The organism is Senimuribacter intestinalis, from assembly GCF_943192965.1.
Lineage (GTDB): Bacteria > Bacillota > Clostridia > Peptostreptococcales > Anaerovoracaceae > Senimuribacter > Senimuribacter intestinalis.
This window is the reverse complement of sequence record NZ_CALPCF010000001.1, coordinates 40,746-65,970: the sequence shown is the minus strand read 5'-3', so window position 1 is coordinate 65,970 and position 25,225 is coordinate 40,746. Positions and strand designations below refer to the sequence as shown.

The following is a 25,225-nucleotide window of genomic DNA, read 5'->3' as shown; positions in this document are numbered from 1 at the left end:
GAACATGGCAAGACGCAAAAATGAAATATTTTCGCATAACAACAAATACGAAGGAAATATTTTCAAAAAGTTCGGAAGATGGTTTGGAAGGCTAAAGGGCTGGCAGAAAGCGATTTTTATCGCATTAATCGTGATACTTGTTACTGTATCATGTGTAGCAGGCTATGTCGTCTCAAAGCTGGACAAAATTGACCGCGTAAAACTTGATGAGAAAGAATTGTCCTGCGTAGATGTGGATGGCTACATCAACATTCTGCTGTTGGGAGTCGACAGCCGGGATATGGAAGATATTCAAGGCTCTGGCGCGGATGCGATTATGATTCTCAGCATAAAGGAAGAAACTGGTGAAGTTAAACTGATGAGTGTATATCGTGATACTTACCTGAAGTTTGGCAATACAGATACTTACGGAAAAATTACAGACGCCAACAGAATTGGCGGACCTGCTATGATGATTCAGTCTCTGAATCAGGCTATGGATATGAATATCAGCAAGTTTGTTGTCGTGAACTTTAAGGCTGTATCCGACCTTGTAAATGCTGTGGGAGGCATTACCGTAGATGTGCAGGAAGAGGAAATTCAGCAGCTCAATAAATACACGGTACAGACTGCTAATAATATTGGTCAGAAGACCTATAAACTGGTAGAAAGCGCTGGTGAGCAGACCATTGAAGGGGTGCAGGCTGTTTCTTACGGAAGAATACGTAAAGGTGTGGGTGATGACTATAAGCGTACAGAACGCATGAGAATTGTTCTGACCAAAGTCTTTGAGAAATTAAAGACAATGAATATCGGCAAGCTTGACGATCTTTTGGATATGATGCTGCCGCAGGTGCAGACCAATCTTTCCAACAACGATATGTTGGGACTTGCTATGCGTCTTGCAAACTTTAACATCAAAAGTGGTGCGGGATGGCCATATAATGTGACGGGCGGATTGCTGAACGGTATATCCTATGTTTTCCCGGATAATCTGGCGGAAAATACCACAAAGCTGCATCAGGAGATGTTCAATCAGCAGGATTATGTACCGTCAGATACAGTAGAGAATATCAGTGCTACAATTATCAGCAATATCAGTTCATCTGTAACCAACCAGAAACCGATTGATACAGGCGGTGCTTCACAGGAACCGGATCCAGAACCTGCGACAACGCCGAATCCAAAGCCGTCACAGAAACCGAAACCAGATCCAGAGCCGGAACCGACACCGGATCCTGAGCCAACGCCAGAGCCGGAACCGACACCGGATCCTGAGCCAACGCCAGAACCAGAGCCGACGCCGACGCCGATGCCGGATCCGGGTACAGACAGTTCACAATCATAAATGATATATAGAAAGAAGGATAGAGAAATGGCAAAAGAGAAAATTAATTTTGAAGACGAAGAAATCAAGCTTCGGTATAGACATACGACATCTCACATCATGGCACAGGCAGTGAAAAAACTATGGCCTGATGCAAAGCTGGCAATTGGACCTGCTATTGACAATGGATTTTACTATGACTTTGACATGGAACATAAACTCAATGATCAAGATCTTTTAAAAATCCAAAAAGAGATGAAAAAAGTCATTCAGGCTAACTACAAGCTGGAAAGATTTGAGCTTCCTAGAGAAGAAGCTATTAAGTATATGGCAGATAGAGATGAGGACTACAAGGTAGAACTGATTCAGGATTTACCAGAAGATGAGGTAATCTCCTTCTATCAGCAGGGCGACTTTGTCGACCTTTGTGCAGGACCACATATGGAGTCCACCGGTCAGATCAAAGCTGTGAAGCTGATGAGCGTGGCAGGTGCCTACTGGCGAGGTGATGAGCACAACAAAATGCTGCAGAGAATTTACGGAACTTGTTTCCCGACGCAGGAAGAACTGGACGAATACATCAACAGACTGGAAGAGGCAAAGAAGAGAGACCATAGAAAAATTGGAAAAGAGATGGATTTATTCGCCCTCTTTGAGGAAGGTCCGGGATTTCCGTTCTTCATGCCAAAGGGCATGATCATCAGAAACGAGCTGGAAAATTTCTGGCGTGCAGAACATCGCAAGAGAGGCTATGTAGAAATCAAGACACCGCTGATCTTAAATGAACAGCTGTGGAGAACTTCCGGTCACTGGGATCACTATAAAGATAATATGTACTTTACTAAGATTGATGAGCAGGATTATGCGATTAAGCCGATGAACTGTCCGGGTTCCTTGCTTTGCTATAAGAGAAAAATGTGGTCCTACAGAGATTTCCCGATTAGAATGGGAGAACTGGGTCAGGTGCACAGACACGAACTTTCCGGTGCGCTGCACGGATTGATGCGCGTACGTACCTTTACACAGGACGATTCCCACATTTTCATGCTGCCAGAACAGGTAAAGGATGAAATCGTAGGCGTTGCAAAGTTTATTGATGATATTTACAGTATGTTCGGTTTCAAATATCACGTAGAATTATCTACTCGTCCCGAGGATTCTATGGGAACCGATGAGGAATGGGCGACTGCGGAAGATGCGCTTCGTGAGGCGATTGCAGAGGTTGGCGTGCCATACGTAGTCAATGAAGGAGACGGTGCATTTTATGGTCCGAAGTTGGATTTCCATCTGGAAGATTCAATTGGAAGAACCTGGCAGTGCGGTACTATTCAGTTAGATATGCAGCTGCCGCAGAGATTCGACCTGACTTACGTAGGTTCCGACAATGAAAAACACAGACCGATTATGATCCACAGAGTCATCTTTGGCTCTATCGAGCGTTTCATCGGTATTTTAACTGAACACTTTGCTGGAAAATTCCCGCTGTGGCTTGCGCCAGTGCAGGTAAAACTTTTGACAGTAGCAGAAGCCTTTTCTGATTATGCAAAAGAAATCGCCGCAAAGTGTGAGGAAGCGGGTCTGCGTGTAGAACTCGATCTCAGAAACGAAAAAATTGGCTATAAGCTGAGAGAAGCCAGAAACGAGAGAGTTTCCTATATCTGCGTCATTGGCGAGAGAGAAGCAGAAGCTGGCAGCTTATCTGTTCGCTCCACCAAGGTGGGTGATCTGGGCGAGATGGCCGCTGATGAATTTGTTGCAAAGCTGGTAGAAGAAATTAAAACGAAGGCGATTTAATCATGTATAAAAAAGATATAAGCGATACATGGAGAGGCGGCGTATATCTTTGCACCGCTGAGGATAATCTGGAAGCAGACCTTCTGGAGTCCAAGCTTCGCAGTGAAGAGATAGTTTGCATTCGCAGGTATGAAGGCGGTGGAAACTACGTGGAGATTGTCATGGGTATTAACAGTGCACGTGGTATTGACCTTTACGTAGCCGAAGAACACCTTGAAGATGCTGCGAATATTATAGTTCCAATCGATTTAGATGACTGCGAAGAGTTTCATTGAATCTTTAATAAAAGAGCCGGGCGTGTGCCCGGCTCTTTTAAGTTAATTATCTTCGGATTTTTTTGATTCTGTTTTTTTGGGCGCTTTCGGCGTCGTTACTTTCAGCTGAGTCCATTTGGTGTAGTAGATCTTACCATTGATGGTTTTGTAGCCTCTAACCTTGTAATAGTAGGTCGTATTTGCCTTTAGACCAGCTTTGTTGGTGAACTTGAAGTTCTTTGTAGAACCGATTTTCCTAAAGCCGCTGGTTTTCTTTGTTGATTTCCATACTTGATAGCCTGTCGGCATGGTAATCTGCGGACTATCAAGCTCCCACGTCAGAACGACTTTTTCTTTATCAGAGGTGATATCACCACTTACACTTTGATTGTGGATATCGATAATTTTAGTGATATCTTCATCGGATGGTTTTTTGATTGCTTTCGTACTGAAGAGAATACTCCAGGTCGCACGGTCAATGGTTCCATTTACAGAAGAGACTGCATTAACATGTTGGAAAACTTTCGTAATCTCTGCCAATTCATCATCGAAGATACCGTCGATTTCACCGTTGTAATACCCTAGTGCTGTCAAGCGTTTTTGGGCAGCCATTGTGTAAGGTCTAATCGTGCTGCTGTTTCTGCCAGTATAAAGTTGATAGCGGTAGCTGTTCGGATCGAGAGCAAATTTTAGCTCGTAGGTGCGAGAGCCGGGGTTCATCAGATATTTGGTCTGGGAAGAAGAGACTTTTTTACCGCTGCCGTTGTAAAGTCCGTTTACCTTGTAGCCAATATTCGGTTTGTATCTGACCTCTAGTTTTTTGCTTTGTGTGTTGTCATAGCGTATCTGGAATGCGCCGTTGCTGGCCGCGTGGATGTATACATTTCTTCCATTGGCATAAATGGTGGCATCTTTCAGCGCATTGTTTGTGGTGATGCTGGCAAGCTGCAGATTCTTTACATTTTCAAGATTGACTGAAGTCAGTTTATTTCCGTAAAGGTATACGTTTTCCAGACTGGTGCAGTTGCTCAGATCGGCACTCTCCAGTTTGTTATCGTGCATGGAGAGAAGCTTCAGTTTCTTAAATCCCGAAAGGTCTATTTCTCCGGTAAAACCTTTGTTACTCCACTGAATCTGTGTAGTTTTACCGTAACCATCGGTCATAAAATGAGATTTGGTGCCGTCTCCCCAGGTGGTGGTATCAGACGGTGTATATGCAGAGTTCATGATAGTGCCATTTTTTTTGCCATCTGAGGCGGCATTAAGGAATGCAGTCAGTTTGTCCATCTCTGTCTCGTCGCTAATCATATAACCGAATCTTTTATCGGGATAGATATTATGGTAGATGTGAGACACTGCAATTTGTTCATTGCTAGGATCGAAGTAAGTGTAGTTGTTCAGACCAAAGTATTGCCATACACCTGTGGTTTTGTTGTACTTGTTGTTGGTGCCAATAGTCGGATCAATAAAAATCCATCTGCCGTTTACATAACTTTCTACCCACCAATGGTCTTTGACCCCTATATTTGCTTCAGTTTGCCAATTATTAATTGGTGAGGTTGCTCGGTGTCCGTAGACAAATCTGGTGGGAATCCCCTGCGCTCTTGCTAAAGAAAGAAAAATCGCAGAATATCCCTGACAGGTTGTCGCTACTCGTCCGAGGCTGTCGCTGTTTTCGCTTGGAATTTTGTAAACGTGATTGTATAAATTATCGTATGGATTTGCGTACTGATAAGAATGAGTAGAGAACGCTACCGAATCATAGTAGAATTCTCGTGCCACATATTCATAAATTTTCAGAAGTTTGTCGTAATCATTGTATGCGCCTGCAGTAATCTGGTTGCTCATTCTATGCATGAAGTCGACCTTACTTGGAGTCATGTCTTTATAAATAGTAGTTTCTGGAATTTTAAGGGTAAAGCGAATGTCTTCCAGATATTCATCCAGATACCAGGCAGGATCGTAGTCTTCACCGATGGCGCGAACACGTTTATTTTCTGTGATGACATCATTGTATTTCAGAATTTTTGGCGTATCTTTTGTAAGTTTGAAGACCAAATTTTTGTAGAGTCCACCGCTGTTTGGAGCGGTTTCATAGGTATCCTGCGGCGTTTCAATTCTGGAAATATAAAGGAAATACTGCCCGTCTGCAATGTCTTTATTCTCAAAGTTTAGGGTGTATTTGAAGCCGTATACGGCATTGCCGGAGGAAGTATGTTCGATATATTCAGCAGGAATATAGATGTCCAAATCAGTGTAGCCCGTCTTAGGAACTACACCGTAGAGTGCAAGGCGGAACTCGTAGGTCGGAATCATTGTTCGCAGCTGAATGGTCATAGTTTTTCCTTTGACTGTTGCTTTGCAGTAGTCGTTTGTCATCGCCTCACTGGAATTGAAGGTAGTAACAGAAGAAGGACTACCTACTTCTTTCATAACCGCAAAAGCGCTGCCAGGGATACAGGACAGCACAAGGGAAATGATAAGTATTATATAAATGGATTTGAAACGTCGATTTTTTACTGTTGGCATTTTGTTCTCCTTTTGGCTAAATTTTATTTAAAATCTCGCAAGAAGCGGCGCAGGCGGAGGAATAAGCGAATTGTAAGTTGTAGCCTCCTGTTGCACCGTCGATATCAAGGACTTCTCCTATGATAAAAAGACCTGGATAACGGCTGCATTCCATGGTTTTACAGTTTATTTCTGAAAGGGCAATGCCACCTGCTGTAACCATGGCTTTTTGGTAACCTCCCGGCGAGGTGACTGTAAAAGTGTCTGCAGTAAGCTTTTCTGCAATGGCTTTGGGTTTCTCACAGGTCACAGCGATGACCTCTTTCAAAAAACTTTTTGGCAGCTTTAGTTCATTTGCAAGCAAATTAATAAGCTGTTTGTTGCGGTTTTGCATTACATAATTTATTTTATCCAGAATCTCAGTTTTTTCACTTGGATATAAATAGTTTAACACAATTTTGTCGTTTTTTGTGATAACTTTGGAAAAATTTAAAATTAAAGGACCGGAAAAATTTTCATGAGTGAAAAGCAGCGGTCCGTTTCCACGCGTACAGAGCTTTCCATTTCGCCAGATGGAAAGACCAGCATTTTTAAAGGAAATTCCAGATAAATTGCTGTAGGGATAGGAAGCGACATTGACCGGTGTCAGAGCAGGGCGCAAGGGTGCTAAATCAAGACGCGGCTGATCTTCTTTTTGGTTTTCTGTCAACACTTTAAATATGGATCCATCAGAGCCGGTTTGAGGGAAAGAGCAACCACCGGCAGCAATTACCAGATTTTTACACAGGTAAGAATCTGCATTTGTGCAGACCTGCCATAAACTGTTATGCTGTACAATAGAAGTAACCGATGAATTGTACAGGATAGAAAATCCGTTTTCACGGCCTTTGCGAAGCAGCATATCGCGAATGTCTTTTGCTCTCATAGATTTTGGAAAGATTTTTCCATCTTCCCGTTCCCAGGTGGGCACATCGTTTTTACACAAAAAATCCTGCAGATGCAGGTTATTGTATTTATAAAGGCAGCTTCTGATTTTGCTGCCGTTTTTTCCGTACATGGAAATAAAGTTTTTGATGGAGCCGCTATGGGTAATATTGCACTGACCAGCGCCGCTCATCAATAGTTTGGTGCCGGGCTTTTTTGTCTTTTCTAAAATCAGGCCGTTTATTTCAGTGGGAAAAGCGGCACTGCAGAACAGGCCTGATGCGCCAGCTCCGACAATAATACAATCGTAAATCATGAAGGGAAGTATCCTTTCTCTTCTAGTCTAACAGAAATTATAACGTAGTTTGGGGTATGCGTCAACAAGCGGAATGTGATGATGATAAAAAATATGTAAAATATGTAAAAAAATGGTTGAAGAATGCGCCAGAATTCTGTATAATGAGAATAGAGTTGCTGGCATTTTCGAAATTAAAAATCATTTTACAGAAAAAAGTAAAATAAGAATCAAAAAAAGGAAAATCGTCATGTTAAATTGGTTAAAAACTAATTTATATCTGGATTTTTCTTTTACGAAGGCGAGAACTTCTACTTTTCTTGACTAAAAGTAGAAGTTGTCAGAGCTCAGGAGCAGTATTTATCATTTGAGAAAGGAATTTTAAGAAGTTAAAGAAATTGTTTTGCATTTTTTTCTAAAATAAAGGGAGGAGTTCTGCAAAATATTTTTTTCTTTGAAAGAGAGGTGTTGTAATGTGCTGTTTAATAGTCAGGAATGTGTGAAGCGAGATTTGAATTTACAAAAAAATATATTGAAACGGTATAAAGAGCAGTTGAAAAAATTGCCGAAAGGCTCTTTATATGCCAGTGAGAGAAACGGAGTAAAGTATTATACGAAGGTTACTAACTTCCGCGGAAAAAAGAGAAGTGTGTACTTGGGAAAGGAAACAAATCCACAGGTGCAGCTTTTACAGAAGAAGTATTACCTGCGTAAAGCGATTCAGGCGATGGAGTCTAATATTTCCTTGATGGAAAAGTTTTTAAATGGTTATCAGTCCATTGACCCCAATGTTTTGCAGAAACAGTTTCCGAAGGCATATCAAAGTTTGCCGCAGTCTTGCTTTGATACAGCGGGGGTATTTAACTTGGATAGATGGGGAAGTGAGTTTTACGTAAAGTCAACAAGCAGGTCGGAGAACCTTTTGAATTCTACAAAAAAAGGCGATAAAGTGCGCTCTAAATCAGAGGTTATTATTGCCAATGCAGTAGCAGCACGAGGCCTGCAGTATCGCTATGAAGAAGTTACATATATTAATGGGTATAAGAAAGCACCAGACTTTAAAGTTATAGACCCGAGAACAGGAAGAATCATCTACTGGGAACACCTTGGACTGATTACAGATATGGAGTATCTAAAACAGGCGCTTTTTCGTATTGCAGACTATATTAGAGATGGTATAGTTCCAGGTGTAAACCTGATTTTGACTTTTGACGATGCGGAGAATCACATTGATTCTCTGATGATTGAAAGAACGCTGGACTTGTGGTTCGGCGCAGCGGCGTAGAGACTGCAGCATATGGATGTCTAAGGGCAAAAAATAAAATTTGATGTCAAGGAAAAACCCTTGACACCCGGTGCCTGATATGGTAAAGTAATACGGTGTTAAGGAATCAGCCTTGACATTTGACTGGATTTTCATCTCAAAAAGAGGGGAAGGAATGATAGATAAGATTACAGAAGCTAGTCTTTTATATGATTTTTACGGACAGCTTCTTACAAAGCGCAAACAGGATGTAATGCGCCTTTATCATGAAGAAAATTTCTCATTAGCAGAGATTGCAGAGGAGTTTGGCATATCGAGAGCTGCCGTTTACGACTCCTTGAAGACAGCGGAGAAATCCCTCAGAGAGTACGAGGATAAGCTGGGACTGGTTAGCAAATTTATGAGATCCAGCGAGGCAATCGTCCGTATTGACCAGATGATTTGTGACTTGACAGTGAAGTATCGGAAGCAGACGGATTTGGTTGAAAAATTAGAAGAGATTAAGTCTGTTATTAACAGTTTGGAGGATGCTTAAGAAATGGCATTTGAGAGTTTATCGGATAAATTACAGAATGCGTTTAAGAAGCTGAAGGGCAAGGGAGTCCTGACAGAAGCTGATATAAACGATGCAATGCGGGAAGTGAAGCTGGCGCTGCTGGAGGCAGATGTCAACTTCAAGGTTGTAAAAGGCTTCGTAAACGATGTAAAAGAAAAGTGTCTGGGCACCGAAGTGCTGGAAAGTCTTACGCCGGCGCAGCAGATTATTAAGATAGTCAATCAGGAACTTGTGGAACTGATGGGAGGAACCGGCAGCAAGCTGACCTATTCGCCATCGGGTTTTACTACCATCATGATGGTTGGTCTGCAAGGTACGGGTAAAACTACCACCTGCGGAAAACTGGCAAACTATCTGAAACAGCATGGTAAGAAACCGATGATGTGTGCATGTGACATTTACAGACCGGCCGCAATCGACCAGCTGGAGGTTGTAGGAAAATCAGTGAATACGCCGGTATTCACCATGCGTGACAGTAAGGAACCTGCAAAGATTGCGCTGGCAGCAAAGAAAGAGGCCGAAAAAAAAGGTTTCGATGTCCTCATTGTCGATACCGCAGGTCGTCTGCAGATTGACCAGGCGCTGATGGATGAGCTTGTGGACATCAAAGGCGAAGTGAAACCTCATGAGATTTTACTGGTAGTAGATGCGCTGACCGGTCAGGATGCAGTTAACGTAGCTGAAGGTTTTAACGAAAAGCTGGGTGTAGATGGAATTGTCATGACCAAGATGGATGGCGATTCTCGCGGTGGTGCAGCCCTTTCTGCAAAGAAAGTAACCGGCAAGCCGATTAAGTTCATGGGCGTGGGCGAAAAATTCGACGCGCTGGAGCCGTTCCATCCGGAACGATTGGCGAGCCGAATTCTGGGTATGGGTGATATGCTTTCACTGATTGAGAAAGCAGAGCAGGCTTTTGACCAGGAAAAGGCTGAGAAACTGGAAGAGCGACTGAAGAAAAATCAGTTTACCTTAGAGGATTTTCTGGATCAGATGGGGCAGGTTAAAAATATGGGCGGCATTGGCAAAATCTTGGAGATGATGCCGGGTGTAAGTGCAGCTCAGATGAAAGGCGTGGACCTTGAAGAAAGTGAGAAGGAATTCCGTCAGATGGAAGCCATCATACAGTCTATGACGATTGAGGAAAGGCAGAACCCAAATATTTTAAACGCCAGCAGGAGAAAGAGAATTGCAGCAGGCTGTGGACAGCCGGTTAGCAAGATTAACAACCTGATTAAGCGTTACGAAGAAATGAAGAAGATGGTAAAGCAGCTTTCAAATCCGAAAGCCATGAAGAAAAACAAGTTATTTAGAGGTTTATTTTAAACTCTGACATAAAAGCAAAAGAATTATCATAAAAGGAGGAACAGAAAATGGTAAAAATCAGATTAAAGAGAATGGGTGCACACAAGAAACCTTTCTATAGAGTGGTTGTTGCTGACTCTCGCAGAGCTAGAGACGGTAAATTTATCGAAGAAATCGGTTACTACAATCCTCTGACAGAGCCACCTACAATCAAAATCGATGATGAAAAAGCAAAGACTTGGTTATCCAACGGTGCGCAGCCTACAGATGTTGTAAAAGGCCTGTTTAAGAAGTCTGGCATCATTGAATAAGAAAGCGGTGAGACGACGTGACTAAATTAGTTGAATCAATTGCAAAATCGCTGGTTGAACATCCGGATTCTGTTGTAGTGACAGAAACAAAGGACGATCAGGGCAGTGTTTTGCAGCTTCAGGTTGCAGCTGATGATATGGGGAAAATTATTGGCAAACAGGGAAGAATTGCCAAGGCGCTCCGCACTGTTGTCAAGGCTGCCGCCACAAAGCAGAACAAGAAAGTAGTAGTAGAAATCGTTTCAGAAGACGAATAATATTGCTGACAAAATCGGGCACATGGATTTACCTGTCAGGTATTTTCATGTGCCTGAAATAGTATTAGGAGAAAAATGGAAAAAATTAAAATCGGACGTGTCGTTAATGCGGTAGCGCTTCGCGGAGAAGTTAAAGTCTATAATTACTCCGGTTACAAAGAGCGCTACGAGGAATTGACACGAATTATCGTCGATGATAAAGAATATGAAATTGAAAAAGTCAGGTATCAGCAGCATATGGTGATTTTGAAGCTTTCTGGTATAAACGACAGAAATGCAGCCGAGTCGCTGAAGACAAAGGACGTTTATATCACAGAAGATGACTTGTTAGAGCTGCCGGAGAATACCTTTTATATAAGAGATTTGATAGGCCTTGCAGTAGAGGATGTGGACAGCGGAAAGCAGCTGGGAAAGCTGAAGGACGTTCTGCAGCCTTCTAGTCAGGATGTCTACGTGGTGGAGCTTGCCGGCGGCGGTCAGATTATGATTCCAGCGGTCAGCGAGTTCATCAAGGAAGTGAATCTGAAAGAGGGCGTTATTTCTGTACATCTGATAGAGGGGATGATTCCGTAATGAAAATCAATGTATTGACGCTGTTTCCTGAAATGTTTTCTGCTGTAACGGGAAGCATACTTGGAAGAGCCTGCGAAAAGGGTATTTTAGAATTTCGGTTCATCAATATCCGTGATTTCAGTCAGGATAAGCATAAGAAAGCAGATGATTATACCTTCGGCGGAGGTCCAGGGCTTCTGATGCTGGCAGACCCCATCTTTGGCGCATTAGAACATATCGACGCAGATAAAGATAGAGACAAAAAGAAGCTGCTCTACATGTCGCCTCGCGGCAAGGTGCTGGATCAGACAAAAATTGAAGAACTTGCAGCTGAAAAAGAAATTACCATCCTTTGCGGTCATTACGAGGGAGTTGACCAGCGGGTGCTGGATTACTGGCAGATGGAGGAGGTTTCTATCGGTGATTATGTATTGACTGGTGGGGAACTGGCAGCTATGGTGCTGATGGATTCTGTCGCCAGACTGGTACCGGGTGTTTTACCACGGGAAGGATCCGCAACAGAAGAATCTATTTACAGCGGGCTTTTAGAGTATCCCCAGTATACCAAACCGAGAGACTATCGAGGCATGGAGGTGCCGGAAATTTTACTCAGCGGCAATCACAAATTAATCGATTTGTGGAGATTTGAAGAGGCGCTCCGGCTGACAAAGGAAGTTCGTCCCGATTTATTTGAAAAATTTGTGAGAAACCGTGAAGATTTGACAAAAGATGAACGAAAGGTATTGGAAAAAATACTGAAATGATGTAAAATATTTTTATGAAAAAGATTAGAAAAAGTCCAATTGTATTATTTATGCTGGCGCTGATTTTGCTGTATGTGATTATCTACATTGTACCATCAGTAACAGGGGCGCTGGTGTCTTCTTATATCGTTGAATACGGCGAGCTTAAGGTCGCCGATGAGGTGACCGGATATCTGGTTCGCAACGAACAGGTTTATACCGCAGGGACAACAGGTACCGCCAATCGGTATATTGATAACGGCACCTTGGTGCGCAAAGGCACTACAGTGATGGAAATAACCGGAGGGGCGGATGGTGAAATTGATGATAAGTTTTCGCAGATTGTGGACAGGCTGGGAGACGATGCAATTCTCACCAGTGATTATGCGGCTACAAAGGGCGGCGTTATCAGCTATTACGCCGATGGCTACGAAAGACGTATTCGCCCGAACAATATGAAAAACGGCGGATATAGCTACTACAGCAAGTTGAGTCAGGACAGCGTGCAGAACTTGCAAAGAGATACAGTTGTAAGAGGAGAGCCGGTTTTTAAAGTTGTTGATAGAACTAAGTGGTATATCGTGACTTTCGTACCTAAAGACCATGGGGCACGTTACAAAACCGGACAAGATGTCATAGTCGAATTTGAAGATGGAACTGTAGACGCAGAGGTGCACAGCGTAACAGCAGATGTAGATGGCGAACATACCAGAGTTATATTGGCATGCAGCAATTACTACGAAAAATACATGCAGATGCGTGCATGTCCGGTGACACTGGTTACTTATGAGGAGAGAGGGCTTCTTGTCGAAAACAGCAGCATCACCAAGGAAAATGGACAGCTGGGAGTTTTTGTTAAAAAGAAGACCAGCGGCTCTGACTTTGTGCCAATAAAAGTGTATGCGACTGACGGTGTTCGCTCACTGGTAGCTGACAGATTCTTTGACGACGCAGAAACAGGCAAACGGTACGATACTGTAGAAATCTACGATGAAGTGCTGAAAGAGCCAAAAAATTAAAAAACTTAAACAAAGGCAGGTGCTTAAAATATGTCGATCAAGTCAAATATCGAGTATATTCAGGAGCTGAAGACAGCTGCGGCCGAAAAATCCGGCAGAAGTGGAAGTGATGTGCTGCTGGTGGCAGTTACCAAGCTGCATGGAGCAGACGAAATCAATGAGGCTATCGATGCAGGTATTACAGATATCGGTGAGAATAAAGTTCAGGAAATCATGGACAAATATGAAAAAGTAAAACCTGTTCGCTGGCATTTGATTGGACATTTACAGACAAATAAAGTAAAATATATTATTGATAAGGTGTCCATGATTCATTCCGTGGATTCACTAAAGCTTGCCAGAGAAATTGACAAGCGGGCAGCGCAGCACAATTTGACTATGGATATTCTAGTACAGGTCAACTCTGCCGAAGAAGAATCCAAATTTGGCATCACTACCGAAGAAACGGATCAGTTGATTCTAGACATTGCTAATCAGTGCCCGAATATCAGAATTAGGGGCCTGATGTGTATTGCCCCTTATGAAGAGGATCCAAATGATGCAAGGGCATACTTTTCAGAAGTAAAGCAAATTTATGATAAGTACGCAGGTAGCCAGGAAGGGAGAATTGACTTCCAGTATTTGTCTATGGGCATGACCAATGACTTTGAAGTAGCCATAGAAGAGGGTTCGAATTTAATCAGAGTCGGGACTGCCATTTTCGGGTATCGTGACTATCGAAGTGAAGAAAAATAATAAAACAAATATAATTTAGGAGGAAAACAATATGGGTTTTGCAGATTCAATCAAGAAGGTAATCGGAATCGAAGAATTAGATGACGATGAAATGATTACAGAAGAAGAAGTTAATGCAGCGAAAGAAAAGCTTGCAAAGGAGCCAAGACGTTCCTTTGTAAGTGAGACAACAGTGCTGCCAGAGAAGAAGTCGAGCGTTTCTCAATCCAAACCAAGCGAAAAGCGCTTCTCTGTAACAGGTACCAGCGCATTTAAACTGGTTCTCATCGAACCAAAAGCTTTTGAAGAATGTCCGAAACTTGTGGACAGCCTGAAAGGCAGAAGACCTATTATTATCAATTTAGAGAAATTAGAGACAGAAGTTGCAAGAAAGATTTTCGATTTTATGAGTGGTGCAACTTATGCCCTTAACGGAAATGTGCAGAAAGTAGCAAACAATATTTTTATCTTTGCTCCAGAAAACGTAGGTATTTCCGCCGCTTCTGATGATAGAACCGCCTTTGAGTTTGGTGCGGAAGAAAAGAGTCCCTGGAGGTAAATAAATTTGGCTATTGTTTTAATAAGAGCAATTTACTGGTTTGCACAGATTTTAACTATGGCTCTTGTCGTAAGAGCACTGCTGAGTTGGTTTGCAACAAATCCTTATTCAGCCGTAGGAAGGATTTATCAGTTTTTAACTAAGCTGACGGAGCCTATTGTAAATCCTTGCAGACAGCTTCTTTATAAGCTGAATATCAACACAGGCATGCTGGATTTTTCTGTGCTTCTAGCGTTCTTTCTCATCGAGATTGTAGCAAATCTTCTAGTGAAACTGGTATTAATCGTTCTTTAAGAAAAATCGGGAGGTAGAGATATGATTACTCCACAGGAAATCGAAACAAAAGAATTTTCTAAATCAATGAGAGGATATAATGCAGAGGAAGTCGATGAATTTCTGGATATGATTATCCTTGACTTGCAGCAGCTGATGGACGAAAACGCACGGCAGCAGAAGACCATCAAGAGCTTAGAAGCAGATTTAAGTCAGTATAAACGTTCAGAGACATCTGTCCTGAATACTTTGGAGTCTGCTAAAAAACTGATGAACGATATCTCTGAGAGCGCAGAAAAGAGAGCAGAGATTATCATCAGAAATGCGCAGCTGGATGCTGAGACCATTCAGAGAGAAGCACGAGACTCTGTGTCCAAGCTGACTGAAGAGGGTGAGAAACTTAAATACAGACTAAGTACATTCAGAGAACGCTACAGAAAGCTTCTTGAAGATCAGCTTAGCCAGATTGAAGGCTCCAGCGAAGAACTTTTTGCGGAGCTTGAAAGAGAGTTTATGCCTGCTTCAATGGAGGAGACAATTGCCCCGAAAGCACCGGCAAGACCAGCGCAGTCACCAATGCAGAGTAATCCGGAACCAGCAATGACACCTTTGCAGAAAACACAGGTGCGTTCCAAGATGGATTCCAGAGATACCATGGTAATCGGCGGTGAGAAATCTTTAGAAGAGATGCTGATGGAAGACCTGCAGAGCAGGCGAAATGAAGAAACGACCCAGGTAAACAGTGACATGTTTAAAACCAGAGTCATCAAATAAGTAAGAATTAGGAGGCGGGGCACATGTGTTGCCCCGTAATTTGTCATGAGATATTATATATTAGCCTGCTTGCTTGTTATAGCAGATCAGCTTTGCAAGCTGCTGGTACGTACCCGAATGTATCTGGGAGAGTCTGTCAGTGTTGTTGGGGATTTTTTTAGATTGACGTATATTCAGAACCGAGGTGCTGCTTTTAGCATGTTCAGCGGTCAAAAAGTGATTTTAATCTTGATTCCGCTATTGGTAGTAATCGCAGCCATTGTGATTCTTCATAGAAAAAAAGGAGAACATTTCAGTTTATACCTTGCGTGGAGCATGATTCTGGCAGGAGGCATCGGCAATTTGATTGACCGCATAGCTTTGGGCTATGTGACGGATATGCTGGATTTCTCTATTTTCCCGCCGGTGTTCAATATCGCGGATATTGGTGTGACAGTGGGGTGCGGCGTATTGGTATTATATGTGCTGGCTGGAGACAAATTAAAGAGCAGGAAGTCGTGAGAAAGAAGATGGAAGAAAAAATCCAATACGAGTTTGATATAGAAGAAAAGCTGCAGGGCAGTCGAGTTGATTCTGCGTGTGCGCAGGTACTTTCGGGAATGTCGAGGAGTTTTATTCAGAAGCTTTTTGAGAAAGGCAATATCTCGGTAAACGGAGAAATCTGCATTTCAAAAAAATATAAAGTAAAGTTTGGCGATAGAATTAAAATTGCTATACCGGAGCCGACAAAACTGGACATTTGCGCTGAGGATATTCCTCTGGACATAGTTTATGAAGATGAAGATGTTCTAGTTGTCAATAAGCCAAAGGGCATGGTAGTTCATCCGGCTGTAGGCAATTATACGGGAACTTTGGTTAACGGAATTATGTTTCACTGTGGGGACAGGCTATCATCAATTAATGGGGTTGTAAGACCGGGTATCGTGCACAGGATAGATAAGGACACCAGCGGACTTTTGATGATTGCCAAAAATGATGCTGCTCACGAGTCCCTGTCAAAGCAGTTAGCAGACCATACTATCACCAGAGCCTATCAGGCACTGGTGTATCATAACATAAAAGAAGATGAGGGGACAGTGGAGGCTCCTATCGGCAGAGACCCGGCAAATCGTCTCAGACAGGCGGTGACCGATTTGGACCACGGAAAGAGGGCAATTACGCACTACAAGGTACTGGAACGTTTTGGAAATTTCACGCTAATTGAGGCCAGACTAGAAACGGGACGAACTCATCAGATAAGGGTTCATATGGCGCATATTAAGCATCCCTTGGCAGGGGATATGGTATACGGACCGAGGAAAAGTGCAGTCAAGCTTCCACCTGATTGCAGTGGACAGGTGCTTCATGCTAAGGTGTTAGGATTTGTGCATCCCAGGACGGGAGAGTATATGGAGTTTGAAAGTTCTCTTCCCAGGTACTTTGAAGAGTTACTCGCCAAATTGAGAAAGGAATAGAAAATGGCAAAAATTTCAATGAAGCCCGGAACTATGCTAAATCCAGTACCGGCGGTATTAGTAACTTGCGGTGACAGTCTTGCGACAAACATTATAACCATCGCATGGACAGGGATTATTAATTCGGATCCGCCAATGACTTATGTGTCAGTGCGGAAGTCCAGATATTCCCACCATTTGATTTCTGAATCTGGCGAATTTGTCATAAACTTAACGACAGAGGAACTTGCGAAGACGACAGACTTTTGCGGTGTCAAATCGGGGCGCGATGTGAACAAGGCTTTAGAGATGGAAATTTCTTTGACAGCGGCGGACCATGTGTCTTGTCCGATGATAGAGCAGTCGCCTGTGAATCTGGAATGTAAAGTGGTGGAGGTAAAGGAATATCCGACTCACGATATGTTCATTGCAGAGATTGTAGGTGTTCATGCAGAGGAAGCGCTTTTTGATGAAAAGGGAAAGCTGTGTCTGGAGCGGGCAGGACTTCTGTGCTATAGTCACGGTGAATACTTTGGTCTGAAAAAGGAGCCTTTGGGTAAGTTTGGCTATTCAATTATGAAAGCGAAGACCCGAAAGCGGATTAACAGAGAAAGAATGGAGACTAAAAAGAAGGCCGGATACAGGTATGGGAAAAAGAGGAAGAAAGGCTGAGTGCCTTGCGGCAGTCAGCCTTGTAAGCTTGCGCCCAGCCAGATGTGCCTTTCGTTCGTGTTTGAAATCAAACTGCGATATTTTGCGGTAAGAGTGGAACTTGTACGTCAGCTAATCTAAAGTTTTTGGTTACATTTGATGTATTTAACACAATCTTCACACACATATCCGCCTTTAAATGTTGTGTTGTGATAGATGTTTCCGCAGAGGGAACAGTATTTTTGTATCATGCTAACGCCTCCTTCTAAAGCACGAGGCAAAGTGCAGCTTACAAAGCTACTGTAGACGATTTTTTTCAAAAAAACAAGGGGGATGTCGGATTTTGACACTTTTTTGTAGGATTTTGATACTTTTTTGTAAAGGAGCGTAAATCATGTACGAAAATTTTGCATTTCCAGAGAGAGATAAGGCGGTGACAGGATATCATTTTTCCTGTGAGAATCCGTCTCATGTGCTTTGCCTGATTCACGGAATCGGAGAGCATGCAGGTCGTTATAAGAGAATGGCACGGATTTTAGCAGAAAAGGGGATAGCTATCGTGTCTATGGATTTACGAGGTCATGGTATTTCAAGTGGTGTGCGTGGTGATACTGCGCCGAGAAGAGAAGTACTTGCCGATGTGGATGCGTTGATTATGCGGGCGAAGACACTTTATCCAGGACTTCCTATCACGCTTTATGGACACAGTATGGGAGGAAATATCGGTCTTGACTATATGATGCGCGGAAGCAAAAATTACATTCCCGCGAAATATATTATTTCTGCGCCGTGGATTAAGCTGGTGATGTCTGTGCCCGGACCACTGCTTCCGTTGATTCGTACTGCCGCAAAGATAGCGCCGAAAGCGACTATCAGTCAGAATATCGATGAGAAGGATCTTGGGAATCCAGACTATGTAAAACCTTTTAAGAAGGATCCGTTGGTACATTCCAGAATTTCTCTGCGTTGTGCTGTGGACGGTTTTGATATTGGTACTGCCATTTATAAGGGGAGTCACCCAGATAATGGAGGAGCAGCGGATAAACCTTTTCTTTTGATGCACGGTGACGCAGATAAAATCTGCGACGTGGAGGGAAGCAGAAGGCTTGCTGCGAGACTTTCTCAGCGAGAAAACTTTACTTATGTGGAGTGGACGGGGTATTGTCACGAAATTCACAACGGAGGAAAAGAGGATACAGGAGAGGCAGTAATAGAAAAGATAGGACAGTTTATTGTAGAATAGGGGTAAAGACATGAATGAAGAAAACACAAAGGTATTGATGGATGAATTGCTTGCAGCTCATGACGGCGATCCGAAGAAAGTGCTGCAGGAGTATGATATTTTGATGATGCGTTATGATTCTGCGATTAGAGAGGTTAGGACAAAGCTGCAGATTCTAAACGATGAGCTTTCGCTGGCACAGCAGAGCCCGATTTCATCCATTACTGCAAGACGAAAAAAGACATTCAGTATTTTAGAAAAGCTGCAGAGACAGGGATTTCCGGTATCGCTGCAATCCATTGAAGAAAACTTAAATGATGTTGCAGGAATCAGAGTGATTTGCTCCTTTCTCGACGATATCTATAATGTGGCGGACATGCTGAAGGCGCAGGATGATTTAAAGGTCATTCAGATTAAGGACTATATCAAGAATCCAAAGCCAAACGGCTACCGAAGCTACCATATGATTGTGGAAGTGCCTGTTTTTTTCTCCAACGAAAAAAGACCTATGCGGGTTGAAATACAGATTCGGACAGTAGCGATGGACTTTTGGGCTACCTTGGAACACAGGATTAAGTACAAGCAGGATATTCCGAATCAAGATGAAATTATTGAGGAACTGAAACAGTGTGCGGATACGATTTCCCAAACTGATGAGAGAATGCTCAGTATTCGTGAGAAAGCCAGAGTATAAATTTTGTTTCCGAAAAGTAAAGGAGTATAGCATGATTGGAATTGGCATTGATACCGGCGGTACCTGTACCGATGCAGTAGTTTTGAATACCGACGGAAATCAGGTATTGTCTTTCAGCAAGACGCTGACGACGAAAGGAGATTTAAAAGAGGGCATTTTGAAAGCGCTGAGAGGTCTGGATGAAAATCTCGTTAAACAGGCGGAGTATCTGTCTCTATCTACGACTCTTGCAACAAATGCCTGTGTCGAAGGCAAGGGCGGTCGTGCTAAACTGGTGCTGATCGGTGTAAAACCACAGATGATTGCGAGGATGCAGGGAACCTATGGGCTTCCGCCGGTTTCAGAAATTTGCTTTTTAGAAGGAGATGCTGCCACTGTTGATAAAGGAACGCCTCTTCCGGACTGGGAGACTTTTCGAGAGACTGTCAAAGAAACCTTTCGTGAGTTTGACAGTGTCGCAATTGTGCAGATGAACGCCAAATACAATGACGGCCAGTTTGAAAAGGAGGCAGAAGCGATTATTGGTGAAGTGCTTTCTGTTCCTTGTGTGCGTGGATACAATCTTTATCAGGAACTGAACGTACAGAAGCGAGCAGCGACAGCACTGCTCAATGCCAGATTGATTCCTGTTATGGAGAATTTCTTTGACTCCATTGACCAATCTCTGGCGGAGCTGGGGCTGTCACTGCCGATTCAGGTCGTCAAAAGTGACGGCAATATTATGAGCAGAGACTATGCTATGGGAAGGCCGGTAGAAACTTTGCTCTGCGGTCCTGCTGCCAGCATTATCGGGGCTATGGAGCTTTCTGACAAAAAAGATGCCTTGATTGTGGACATGGGCGGGACTACCAGTGATGTTGCCCTTTTAAAAAATCGAGTGCCAGTGACAAGTGATGCAGGTATTTCTATCGGACCTTGGAAGACTATGGTTAAAGGGGTCACCATTGATACCTTTGCGTTGGGTGGCGATAGTGCGGTGGAATACGAAGACAACAGCCTTTATCTGGAAAAGCGACGTATTGTACCTCTTTCCATGGCAGCAGCTCAGTTTCCAAGGATTCGGGAAAAGCTGACGGAGCTTAATGCTGGTTTTGCTACCTACAGCTATCCTGCCAATCAGTTTTTTATGCTGGTAAATCGGCCTAAGAATATGGCAAGGTATACCGCTAACGAACAGAAGCTGATTGAAGCGCTGGCAGTACAGCCTTTGATGTTCAGTGAAGCAGCAGAAGCAGTAGGGGTGAGTCCGTATGTGTTTAGAAGCAAGCGTCTTGAGGATGAAGGCGTAATCATCAGGTGCGGTGTAACACCGACTGACGTTATGCATATTTGCGGCGATTATGATGCTTACGATGTGGAAGCGGCAAAACAGGGTGTGATATATCTCTGCAATGCAACGAAAAAAGATTTTGATACAGTTTGCAGGGAAATTTATGACTTGGCGAAAGCAAGACTTTACAGCAGCCTTACCGGTATTTTTATGAAATATGAGACAGACGGCAAGCTTTCTTATGAAGATGAGGCGGCTGTTGAAAAGTTGGCGGCCTATATCTTTAAACAGAGACAGAGTGGTGCAAAGTTCATGCGACCGGATTTTAAATCTCAGATAGACTTTATTGGAATTGGTGCACCGACTAGAATTTTCTTACCGGAGGTAGCAGCGCTCTTTGGTGCTTCGGCGGATGTGCCGGAATATGCTAAAGTTGCTAATGCTATCGGCGCAGCAGTTGGCAGTGTAGTCGCCGAATATACTGTGTACATTCAGCCGGCACTGGGCGTTTATCGAGTCACTGGCGGCAGTAAAACGATGACCTTTGAAGAATACGACGAAGCACTTTCAGCGGCGAAGAAAGTTGCTGAGGAGCGGGCAGGCGAAAAGGCGCTGGAGCAAGGTGCTGCAAAAGTGACGCGGGTTGAGACAGAAGTTTCAGAGGATTACTATCAGCTGACTGGAGAATCGCGAAAACTGTTTCTTGAAACCCTGGTGACGGCAAAAGCTGTGACCAAATAATTGTTGTTTGTTTGAAAAAAAGCCCCTTTTCCGAAGGAAAAGGGGCTTTCTATTGTGATATTTGAGGCAGCTTGCGCCCCCTTTTGCTTAAAAAGAGACGGATTTTTATTTTGGTTCAGGCAGCTTCGGGTTGACCCAGAGGGTGCGGTTGTTAGTAAAGATTACCATGCCCGGTTTGGCGCCGGAAGGCTTTTTTACATATTTAACTTGTACATAATCTACAGGAACATTTTCTGAGGTGCGTCCCTTACTGTGATAGGCTGCGATAGCAGCTGCTTCAAAGAGCGCTTCCTCAGAAAGTGCAGCGCCGCCTGTCTGAACGATAACATGAGAGCCGGGGATATCTTTGGTATGCAGCCATAAGTCCGTCTTAGAAGCAGTCTTTAGTGTTAAAATATCGTTTTCTTTGTTGTTGCGTCCCACCAAAACCTGAGATCCATCGCAAAGGGTATAGCGGTGGGGCTGAGGTTTGTATTTTTTCTCTTTAAAAGCGCTTTTACGTTTTTTGATATAGCCTGTTTCGGAAAGCTCTCCGCGGAGTGCTTCTATTTCTTCTATACTATCTGTATTGTTCAGGTAAGTCAGAACTGATTCCAGATACTGGATGTCTGCATCAGTTTCGCAAAGCTGCACCTGTTTTTCTTTAATGGCTGTCTTGGACTTTCCATAACGTTTAAAATACTGCTGTGCATTTTTTGACGGGCTATGCCGAGGGTCAAGGGGAATTTTCACTGTGCTTCCGTCATAGTAGTTCATGACCTCCACTGCAGCATCGCCCGGTTTTGCAAGGTGCATATTTGCGGTGAGAAGCTCTCCGTAAAGCCTCAGATTTTCAGAGTTTTCCGCCTTCAAAAGATCTTCGGAAAGACGCTGCTTTTTTAAGTAGAGTTTATCGAGAAGACTGGAGACAGATTTTACTAGATCGTGAGATTTTTGCCTTGCCCGGTTAGATGACTGCTTGTGATCAAAATAATAGCTGAGACATTGGCTCAGGGTCTCAAAATCAATGCGCTGCGTACTTTCTTCGTACTGAGAAAGTGAAGCGATGTGAAATTCCTGCGGCACTCCTTTTTCATCAGCGTAAATATGGGGTATAAAAGTGCCACTTGCAATAGAAGAACGCTGAGCGGAAAGCCAGCTGACGCGGTCGTCATTGATAGAAAGTTCGCTAGCTACAGCAGGGGAGATACCGCCAACTTTTGAGAGAATTTCTTTTGGATTTGCAGCCATTTCTAAAAGTGCTTCATCTGAGATTTCTTTGAAGGAAATTTTGTCTTGGGCCGGCGGGTAGACGTATTCCTTGCCGGGCAGAACCTGGCGTACCCGGTTAACATCGATGGAAATTCGTTTGATACTGTCGATGATTCTGCCAGTAGTCATGTCCACCAAGATGATGTTACTGTGTTTTCCCATGATTTCAAAGATGAGCTTCTTAGATACAGTGAAGCCCAGTTCATTTAAGGTTTCCAGGGAAATCTCTATGATACGTTCTGCGTCTTTTTGGGAAATCTCTACGATACGACCGCCCACAAGGTGTTTTCGGAGCAGCATGCAGAATGCCAGTGGTGCCGGCGGATTGATCGGATTTTCCTCAATAAAATGCAGGCAGCTGTGGGCGCTGTTTATGCTGGCGTAAAGTTTTTTGTTACCCTGCTTTGTGTGTATATGAAATACCAGTTCGTCACTTTCCGGCTGGTAAACTTTTTCGATTTTTCCAAGCAAAATGGTGTCCTGCAGCTCTTTTACCATGGCGCAGGTGATAATGCCGTCAAAAGCCATAATATGACTCCTTTCTTTTTGCGATACTTTCTCTATTGTACCCCGATGTAGAATCGTTTGTCAACGAAAGGAAAATATGATAAAATAAATTTATTATCATTGATGTAAGAAAGAGAGGAAACAGTTAGATGATAAAAAGTATGACAGGATTTGGCAGAGGTGAATATAATGACGGAAAACGGAGCATCATTGTAGAGATCAAGTCTGTCAATCACAGATATTGTGATATTTCGGTGAGAATGCCAAGAAGATATTCTTTTGTAGAAGATAAAGTGAAAAACTCTGTGAAGGAAAAGATCAAACGCGGCAAGGTGGACGTTTCCATTATGGTAGAGAATTTGACGGAAAATGATGTCAATATTAAGCTGAATACTATGCTTGCACAGCAGTATTTGGACAATCTGAAAGCCCTGCAGGCAAACTTTGAACTTCCAGGTGAGATCACATTGCAGTACGTGGCAGGGCTTCCCGATGTGCTAAAGGCTATTCCCGATGTGGATGATGAGGAAGAAATGACCAGATGTATTCTCACCCCCGTTAGGGAAGCGGCCTCCAATTTGGAAGCCATGCGCAGCGTAGAGGGAGAAAAGCTGGCGGCTGATCTGGTTATGCGCGGAGGCATCATCAAAGATCTGGTAGATAGAATTGAAGAACGGGCAGCAGAGGTTCCAAAGGCTTATACTGAGAAACTTCGCGAGAGAATCAAGGAACTGATTGGAAACAGCGTGACTGTGCCGGAGGACAGAATCCTTGTGGAAGCAGCCATCTTTGCGGACAAATGCAGCATTGCAGAGGAACTGACCAGACTCAACAGTCATATGGATCAGATGAAAGAAATCATTGAAAAGAGCAGCCAGCCTGATGGGAAAAAACTGGATTTTCTGGTGCAGGAGATGAACCGGGAGGCGAATACGATCGGCTCTAAAGCCAATGATATCGCAGTGACTAATTTAATGCTGCAGGTGAAAGCTGAAATTGAAAAGATTCGTGAGCAAGTGCAGAATATCGAATAATTTCCTTGAATGAGAAGGCGAAAAGTGATATAATATTTACTCATACAACGCTTCGAGGAGATAAAAATGGACAGAGCCGAACACGCAGGAAAACTATTTATTATATCCGGACCTTCTGGCGCCGGCAAGGGAACGATTTGTAAGAGACTGGTAGAAGATACCAAGGTAGAAGTATCCGTATCGATGACGACCAGAAACCCTCGTCCCGGAGAGGAAGAGGGTGTTAGTTACTACTTTACAACGAAGGAGGCGTTCTGCAAGGAGATAGAGGCTGGAGGATTTCTGGAACATGCAGAAGTCTACGGCAATTATTACGGCACGCCGAAAGCCAAAGTGATAGAAAAACTTCAGCAGGGCATCGATGTTGTACTGGAAATTGATATTCAGGGTGCGCTGAATGTAAAGACTGCATATCCTGACGGGATTTTTATCTTTATTTTGCCGCCTTCTATGGCAGAACTCAGAAAGAGAATTACTGGCAGAGGTTCAGAAACGGAAGATGCGATTAACTTGAGGCTTTCGCAGACACTGAAGGAAGTTTCCTACATAGATAAATATGATTACTGTGTGGTCAACGGCGAACTGGAAGAGGCAGTAAGCAGGGTTAAGGCTATCGTAGTTGCCGAACACTCCAGAGTGTCTCAGAATGTTTACAAGCTGATTGAAAAATATAAGGAGGAAGTATAATGCTATACCCATCAATTAACGCGATTAGAAAGAAGGCAGACAGCAGATACACCATCGTAAACATGGCTGCTAAGAGAGCTAGAGATATCATTGACGGAAAACCGATTTTGACAGAATGTGAGATTAATAAGCCCGTATCTATCGCAGCTCACGAAATTGCAGAAGATTTAATCACTTATAAGAGAGAAGCACATTTAGCGGAGTTTGAAGAAATCGAAGAATTATAAGATCCAGCTGAGACTGCAAAAACAGCCCTTTGCATTTGCAAAGGGCTGTTTTATCGTGCTATACCGATATTCTCTGGCTGAATGACAAAAAATATGTTTTTCT

The 25,225-nt window shown here is 43.2% G+C and carries 27 protein-coding genes; 24 read left to right on the top strand and 3 right to left on the bottom strand.

Annotation, left to right across the window (positions count from 1 at the left end):
* The first annotated feature begins 4 nt into the window (after positions 1-4).
* Genes NFR88_RS00335 through NFR88_RS00325 form a run of 3 tightly spaced genes read left to right on the top strand, consistent with a single transcriptional unit; the run spans position 5 to position 3,375 of the window.
* On the top strand, positions 5-1,327 hold the full coding sequence (locus tag NFR88_RS00335) for an LCP family protein (protein WP_251612568.1): 1,323 nt from the start codon (positions 5-7) through the stop codon (positions 1,325-1,327).
* Between the two features lie 27 nt (positions 1,328-1,354).
* Positions 1,355-3,100, top strand: a complete 1,746-nt coding sequence (thrS, locus tag NFR88_RS00330; protein WP_307726225.1) for a threonine--tRNA ligase — start codon at positions 1,355-1,357, stop codon at positions 3,098-3,100.
* 2 nt (positions 3,101-3,102) lie between these two features.
* Positions 3,103-3,375 carry a putative signal transducing protein gene (locus tag NFR88_RS00325; RefSeq protein WP_251612566.1) on the top strand — a complete coding sequence of 91 codons (273 nt, stop codon included), beginning with the start codon at positions 3,103-3,105 and terminating at the stop codon, positions 3,373-3,375.
* 42 nt (positions 3,376-3,417) lie between these two features.
* Here NFR88_RS00325 and NFR88_RS00320 read toward each other — a convergent pair whose 3' ends face one another.
* Positions 3,418-5,883: a transglutaminase domain-containing protein gene (locus NFR88_RS00320; RefSeq protein ID WP_251612564.1), complete on the bottom strand. Its 2,466-nt coding sequence runs from the start codon at positions 5,881-5,883 to the stop codon at positions 3,418-3,420.
* A gap of 16 nt (positions 5,884-5,899) precedes the next feature.
* Entirely contained in the window at positions 5,900-7,102 is a 1,203-nt protein-coding gene (locus NFR88_RS00315; RefSeq protein WP_251612561.1) for a BaiN/RdsA family NAD(P)/FAD-dependent oxidoreductase, read from the bottom strand.
* A gap of 511 nt (positions 7,103-7,613) precedes the next feature.
* Between NFR88_RS00315 and NFR88_RS00310 the strand changes: the two genes are divergently transcribed.
* From NFR88_RS00310 to NFR88_RS00225, 18 genes are all read left to right on the top strand, one after another.
* Positions 7,614-8,366, top strand: coding sequence for a hypothetical protein (locus NFR88_RS00310; protein WP_207709514.1), 753 nt, complete (start codon positions 7,614-7,616; stop codon positions 8,364-8,366).
* 154 nt (positions 8,367-8,520) lie between these two features.
* On the top strand, positions 8,521-8,880 hold the full coding sequence (gene ylxM / locus NFR88_RS00305) for a YlxM family DNA-binding protein (RefSeq protein ID WP_201759528.1): 360 nt from the start codon (positions 8,521-8,523) through the stop codon (positions 8,878-8,880).
* A 3-nt stretch (positions 8,881-8,883) separates the two neighbouring features.
* On the top strand, positions 8,884-10,224 hold the full coding sequence (gene ffh, locus NFR88_RS00300; protein ID WP_251612558.1) for a signal recognition particle protein: 1,341 nt from the start codon (positions 8,884-8,886) through the stop codon (positions 10,222-10,224).
* A gap of 47 nt (positions 10,225-10,271) precedes the next feature.
* A complete protein-coding gene (gene rpsP, locus NFR88_RS00295; RefSeq protein WP_160201254.1) occupies positions 10,272-10,514 on the top strand; it encodes a 30S ribosomal protein S16 in 243 nt (80 codons plus the stop codon).
* Positions 10,515-10,531: 17 nt separating this feature from the next.
* The gene (locus tag NFR88_RS00290) at positions 10,532-10,771 is read left to right on the top strand and encodes a KH domain-containing protein (protein ID WP_160201253.1); all 240 of its coding nucleotides are present in this window, start codon (positions 10,532-10,534) and stop codon (positions 10,769-10,771) included.
* A 75-nt stretch (positions 10,772-10,846) separates the two neighbouring features.
* Complete coding sequence (gene rimM, locus NFR88_RS00285) at positions 10,847-11,344, top strand: ribosome maturation factor RimM (protein ID WP_251612554.1); 498 nt, start codon at positions 10,847-10,849, stop codon at positions 11,342-11,344.
* Complete coding sequence (gene trmD, locus NFR88_RS00280; RefSeq protein WP_160201251.1) at positions 11,344-12,087, top strand: tRNA (guanosine(37)-N1)-methyltransferase TrmD; 744 nt, start codon at positions 11,344-11,346, stop codon at positions 12,085-12,087. Before rimM ends, trmD begins: the two co-directional genes overlap by 1 nt.
* A 14-nt stretch (positions 12,088-12,101) precedes the next feature.
* The gene (locus NFR88_RS00275; RefSeq protein WP_251612551.1) at positions 12,102-13,085 is read left to right on the top strand and encodes a biotin/lipoyl attachment domain-containing protein; all 984 of its coding nucleotides are present in this window, start codon (positions 12,102-12,104) and stop codon (positions 13,083-13,085) included.
* A gap of 30 nt (positions 13,086-13,115) precedes the next feature.
* Entirely contained in the window at positions 13,116-13,820 is a 705-nt protein-coding gene (locus NFR88_RS00270; protein ID WP_160201249.1) for a YggS family pyridoxal phosphate-dependent enzyme, read from the top strand.
* A 31-nt stretch (positions 13,821-13,851) separates the two neighbouring features.
* Positions 13,852-14,358, top strand: coding sequence for a cell division protein SepF (locus NFR88_RS00265; RefSeq protein ID WP_160201248.1), 507 nt, complete (start codon positions 13,852-13,854; stop codon positions 14,356-14,358).
* Positions 14,359-14,364: 6 nt separating this feature from the next.
* Positions 14,365-14,652, top strand: coding sequence for a YggT family protein (locus tag NFR88_RS00260; protein WP_251612548.1), 288 nt, complete (start codon positions 14,365-14,367; stop codon positions 14,650-14,652).
* Positions 14,653-14,673: 21 nt separating this feature from the next.
* Positions 14,674-15,405: a DivIVA domain-containing protein gene (locus NFR88_RS00255; RefSeq protein WP_161908213.1), complete on the top strand. Its 732-nt coding sequence runs from the start codon at positions 14,674-14,676 to the stop codon at positions 15,403-15,405.
* Positions 15,406-15,450: 45 nt separating this feature from the next.
* Positions 15,451-15,906: a signal peptidase II gene (gene lspA, locus NFR88_RS00250; protein WP_160201245.1), complete on the top strand. Its 456-nt coding sequence runs from the start codon at positions 15,451-15,453 to the stop codon at positions 15,904-15,906.
* Positions 15,907-15,914: 8 nt separating this feature from the next.
* Positions 15,915-16,859, top strand: coding sequence for an RluA family pseudouridine synthase (locus NFR88_RS00245; protein ID WP_251613174.1), 945 nt, complete (start codon positions 15,915-15,917; stop codon positions 16,857-16,859).
* Positions 16,860-16,862: 3 nt separating this feature from the next.
* Positions 16,863-17,510, top strand: coding sequence for a flavin reductase family protein (locus NFR88_RS00240; RefSeq protein ID WP_160201244.1), 648 nt, complete (start codon positions 16,863-16,865; stop codon positions 17,508-17,510).
* Between the two features lie 373 nt (positions 17,511-17,883).
* Complete coding sequence (locus tag NFR88_RS00235; protein ID WP_160201243.1) at positions 17,884-18,732, top strand: alpha/beta fold hydrolase; 849 nt, start codon at positions 17,884-17,886, stop codon at positions 18,730-18,732.
* Between the two features lie 10 nt (positions 18,733-18,742).
* Positions 18,743-19,405, top strand: coding sequence for a GTP pyrophosphokinase family protein (locus NFR88_RS00230; protein WP_160201242.1), 663 nt, complete (start codon positions 18,743-18,745; stop codon positions 19,403-19,405).
* A gap of 31 nt (positions 19,406-19,436) precedes the next feature.
* Positions 19,437-21,416, top strand: a complete 1,980-nt coding sequence (locus tag NFR88_RS00225) for a hydantoinase/oxoprolinase family protein (RefSeq protein WP_251612545.1) — start codon at positions 19,437-19,439, stop codon at positions 21,414-21,416.
* Positions 21,417-21,521: 105 nt separating this feature from the next.
* Here the strand turns inward: NFR88_RS00225 and NFR88_RS00220 are convergent, their stop codons facing one another.
* Entirely contained in the window at positions 21,522-23,195 is a 1,674-nt protein-coding gene (locus NFR88_RS00220; RefSeq protein ID WP_251612544.1) for an Rqc2 family fibronectin-binding protein, read from the bottom strand.
* A gap of 128 nt (positions 23,196-23,323) precedes the next feature.
* Between NFR88_RS00220 and NFR88_RS00215 the strand changes: the two genes are divergently transcribed.
* The 3 genes from NFR88_RS00215 to rpoZ all read left to right on the top strand — a co-directional run bounded on the left by NFR88_RS00215 (position 23,324) and on the right by rpoZ (position 25,122).
* Entirely contained in the window at positions 23,324-24,208 is an 885-nt protein-coding gene (locus NFR88_RS00215; protein ID WP_251612541.1) for a YicC/YloC family endoribonuclease, read from the top strand.
* A gap of 66 nt (positions 24,209-24,274) precedes the next feature.
* A complete protein-coding gene (gene gmk, locus NFR88_RS00210) occupies positions 24,275-24,895 on the top strand; it encodes a guanylate kinase (RefSeq protein ID WP_160201238.1) in 621 nt (206 codons plus the stop codon).
* Positions 24,895-25,122, top strand: a complete 228-nt coding sequence (gene rpoZ / locus NFR88_RS00205; protein WP_160201237.1) for a DNA-directed RNA polymerase subunit omega — start codon at positions 24,895-24,897, stop codon at positions 25,120-25,122. Before gmk ends, rpoZ begins: the two co-directional genes overlap by 1 nt.
* Positions 25,123-25,225 lie beyond the last annotated feature (103 nt).

Bases quoted from the DNA above. Each gene is read 5' to 3' on its own strand.
- ffh (WP_251612558.1), top strand. From the start codon at position 8,884: ATGGCATTTGAGAGTTTATCGGATAAATTACAGAATGCGTTTAAGAAG.
- NFR88_RS00225 (WP_251612545.1), top strand. From the start codon at position 19,437: ATGATTGGAATTGGCATTGATACCGGCGGTACCTGTACCGATGCAGTA.
- NFR88_RS00245 (WP_251613174.1), top strand. From the start codon at position 15,915: ATGGAAGAAAAAATCCAATACGAGTTTGATATAGAAGAAAAGCTGCAG.
- ylxM (WP_201759528.1), top strand. From the start codon at position 8,521: ATGATAGATAAGATTACAGAAGCTAGTCTTTTATATGATTTTTACGGA.
- NFR88_RS00325 (WP_251612566.1), top strand. From the start codon at position 3,103: ATGTATAAAAAAGATATAAGCGATACATGGAGAGGCGGCGTATATCTT.
- trmD (WP_160201251.1), top strand. From the start codon at position 11,344: ATGAAAATCAATGTATTGACGCTGTTTCCTGAAATGTTTTCTGCTGTA.
- NFR88_RS00235 (WP_160201243.1), top strand. From the start codon at position 17,884: ATGTACGAAAATTTTGCATTTCCAGAGAGAGATAAGGCGGTGACAGGA.
- NFR88_RS00255 (WP_161908213.1), top strand. From the start codon at position 14,674: ATGATTACTCCACAGGAAATCGAAACAAAAGAATTTTCTAAATCAATG.
- NFR88_RS00240 (WP_160201244.1), top strand. From the start codon at position 16,863: ATGGCAAAAATTTCAATGAAGCCCGGAACTATGCTAAATCCAGTACCG.
- NFR88_RS00270 (WP_160201249.1), top strand. From the start codon at position 13,116: ATGTCGATCAAGTCAAATATCGAGTATATTCAGGAGCTGAAGACAGCT.
- NFR88_RS00215 (WP_251612541.1), top strand. From the start codon at position 23,324: ATGATAAAAAGTATGACAGGATTTGGCAGAGGTGAATATAATGACGGA.
- NFR88_RS00320 (WP_251612564.1), bottom strand. From the start codon at position 5,883: ATGCCAACAGTAAAAAATCGACGTTTCAAATCCATTTATATAATACTT.
- NFR88_RS00265 (WP_160201248.1), top strand. From the start codon at position 13,852: ATGGGTTTTGCAGATTCAATCAAGAAGGTAATCGGAATCGAAGAATTA.
- rpsP (WP_160201254.1), top strand. From the start codon at position 10,272: ATGGTAAAAATCAGATTAAAGAGAATGGGTGCACACAAGAAACCTTTC.
- NFR88_RS00335 (WP_251612568.1), top strand. From the start codon at position 5: ATGGCAAGACGCAAAAATGAAATATTTTCGCATAACAACAAATACGAA.
- NFR88_RS00275 (WP_251612551.1), top strand. From the start codon at position 12,102: ATGAAAAAGATTAGAAAAAGTCCAATTGTATTATTTATGCTGGCGCTG.
- NFR88_RS00315 (WP_251612561.1), bottom strand. From the start codon at position 7,102: ATGATTTACGATTGTATTATTGTCGGAGCTGGCGCATCAGGCCTGTTC.
- lspA (WP_160201245.1), top strand. From the start codon at position 15,451: ATGAGATATTATATATTAGCCTGCTTGCTTGTTATAGCAGATCAGCTT.
- rimM (WP_251612554.1), top strand. From the start codon at position 10,847: ATGGAAAAAATTAAAATCGGACGTGTCGTTAATGCGGTAGCGCTTCGC.
- thrS (WP_307726225.1), top strand. From the start codon at position 1,355: ATGGCAAAAGAGAAAATTAATTTTGAAGACGAAGAAATCAAGCTTCGG.
- NFR88_RS00220 (WP_251612544.1), bottom strand. From the start codon at position 23,195: ATGGCTTTTGACGGCATTATCACCTGCGCCATGGTAAAAGAGCTGCAG.
- gmk (WP_160201238.1), top strand. From the start codon at position 24,275: ATGGACAGAGCCGAACACGCAGGAAAACTATTTATTATATCCGGACCT.
- NFR88_RS00230 (WP_160201242.1), top strand. From the start codon at position 18,743: ATGAATGAAGAAAACACAAAGGTATTGATGGATGAATTGCTTGCAGCT.
- rpoZ (WP_160201237.1), top strand. From the start codon at position 24,895: ATGCTATACCCATCAATTAACGCGATTAGAAAGAAGGCAGACAGCAGA.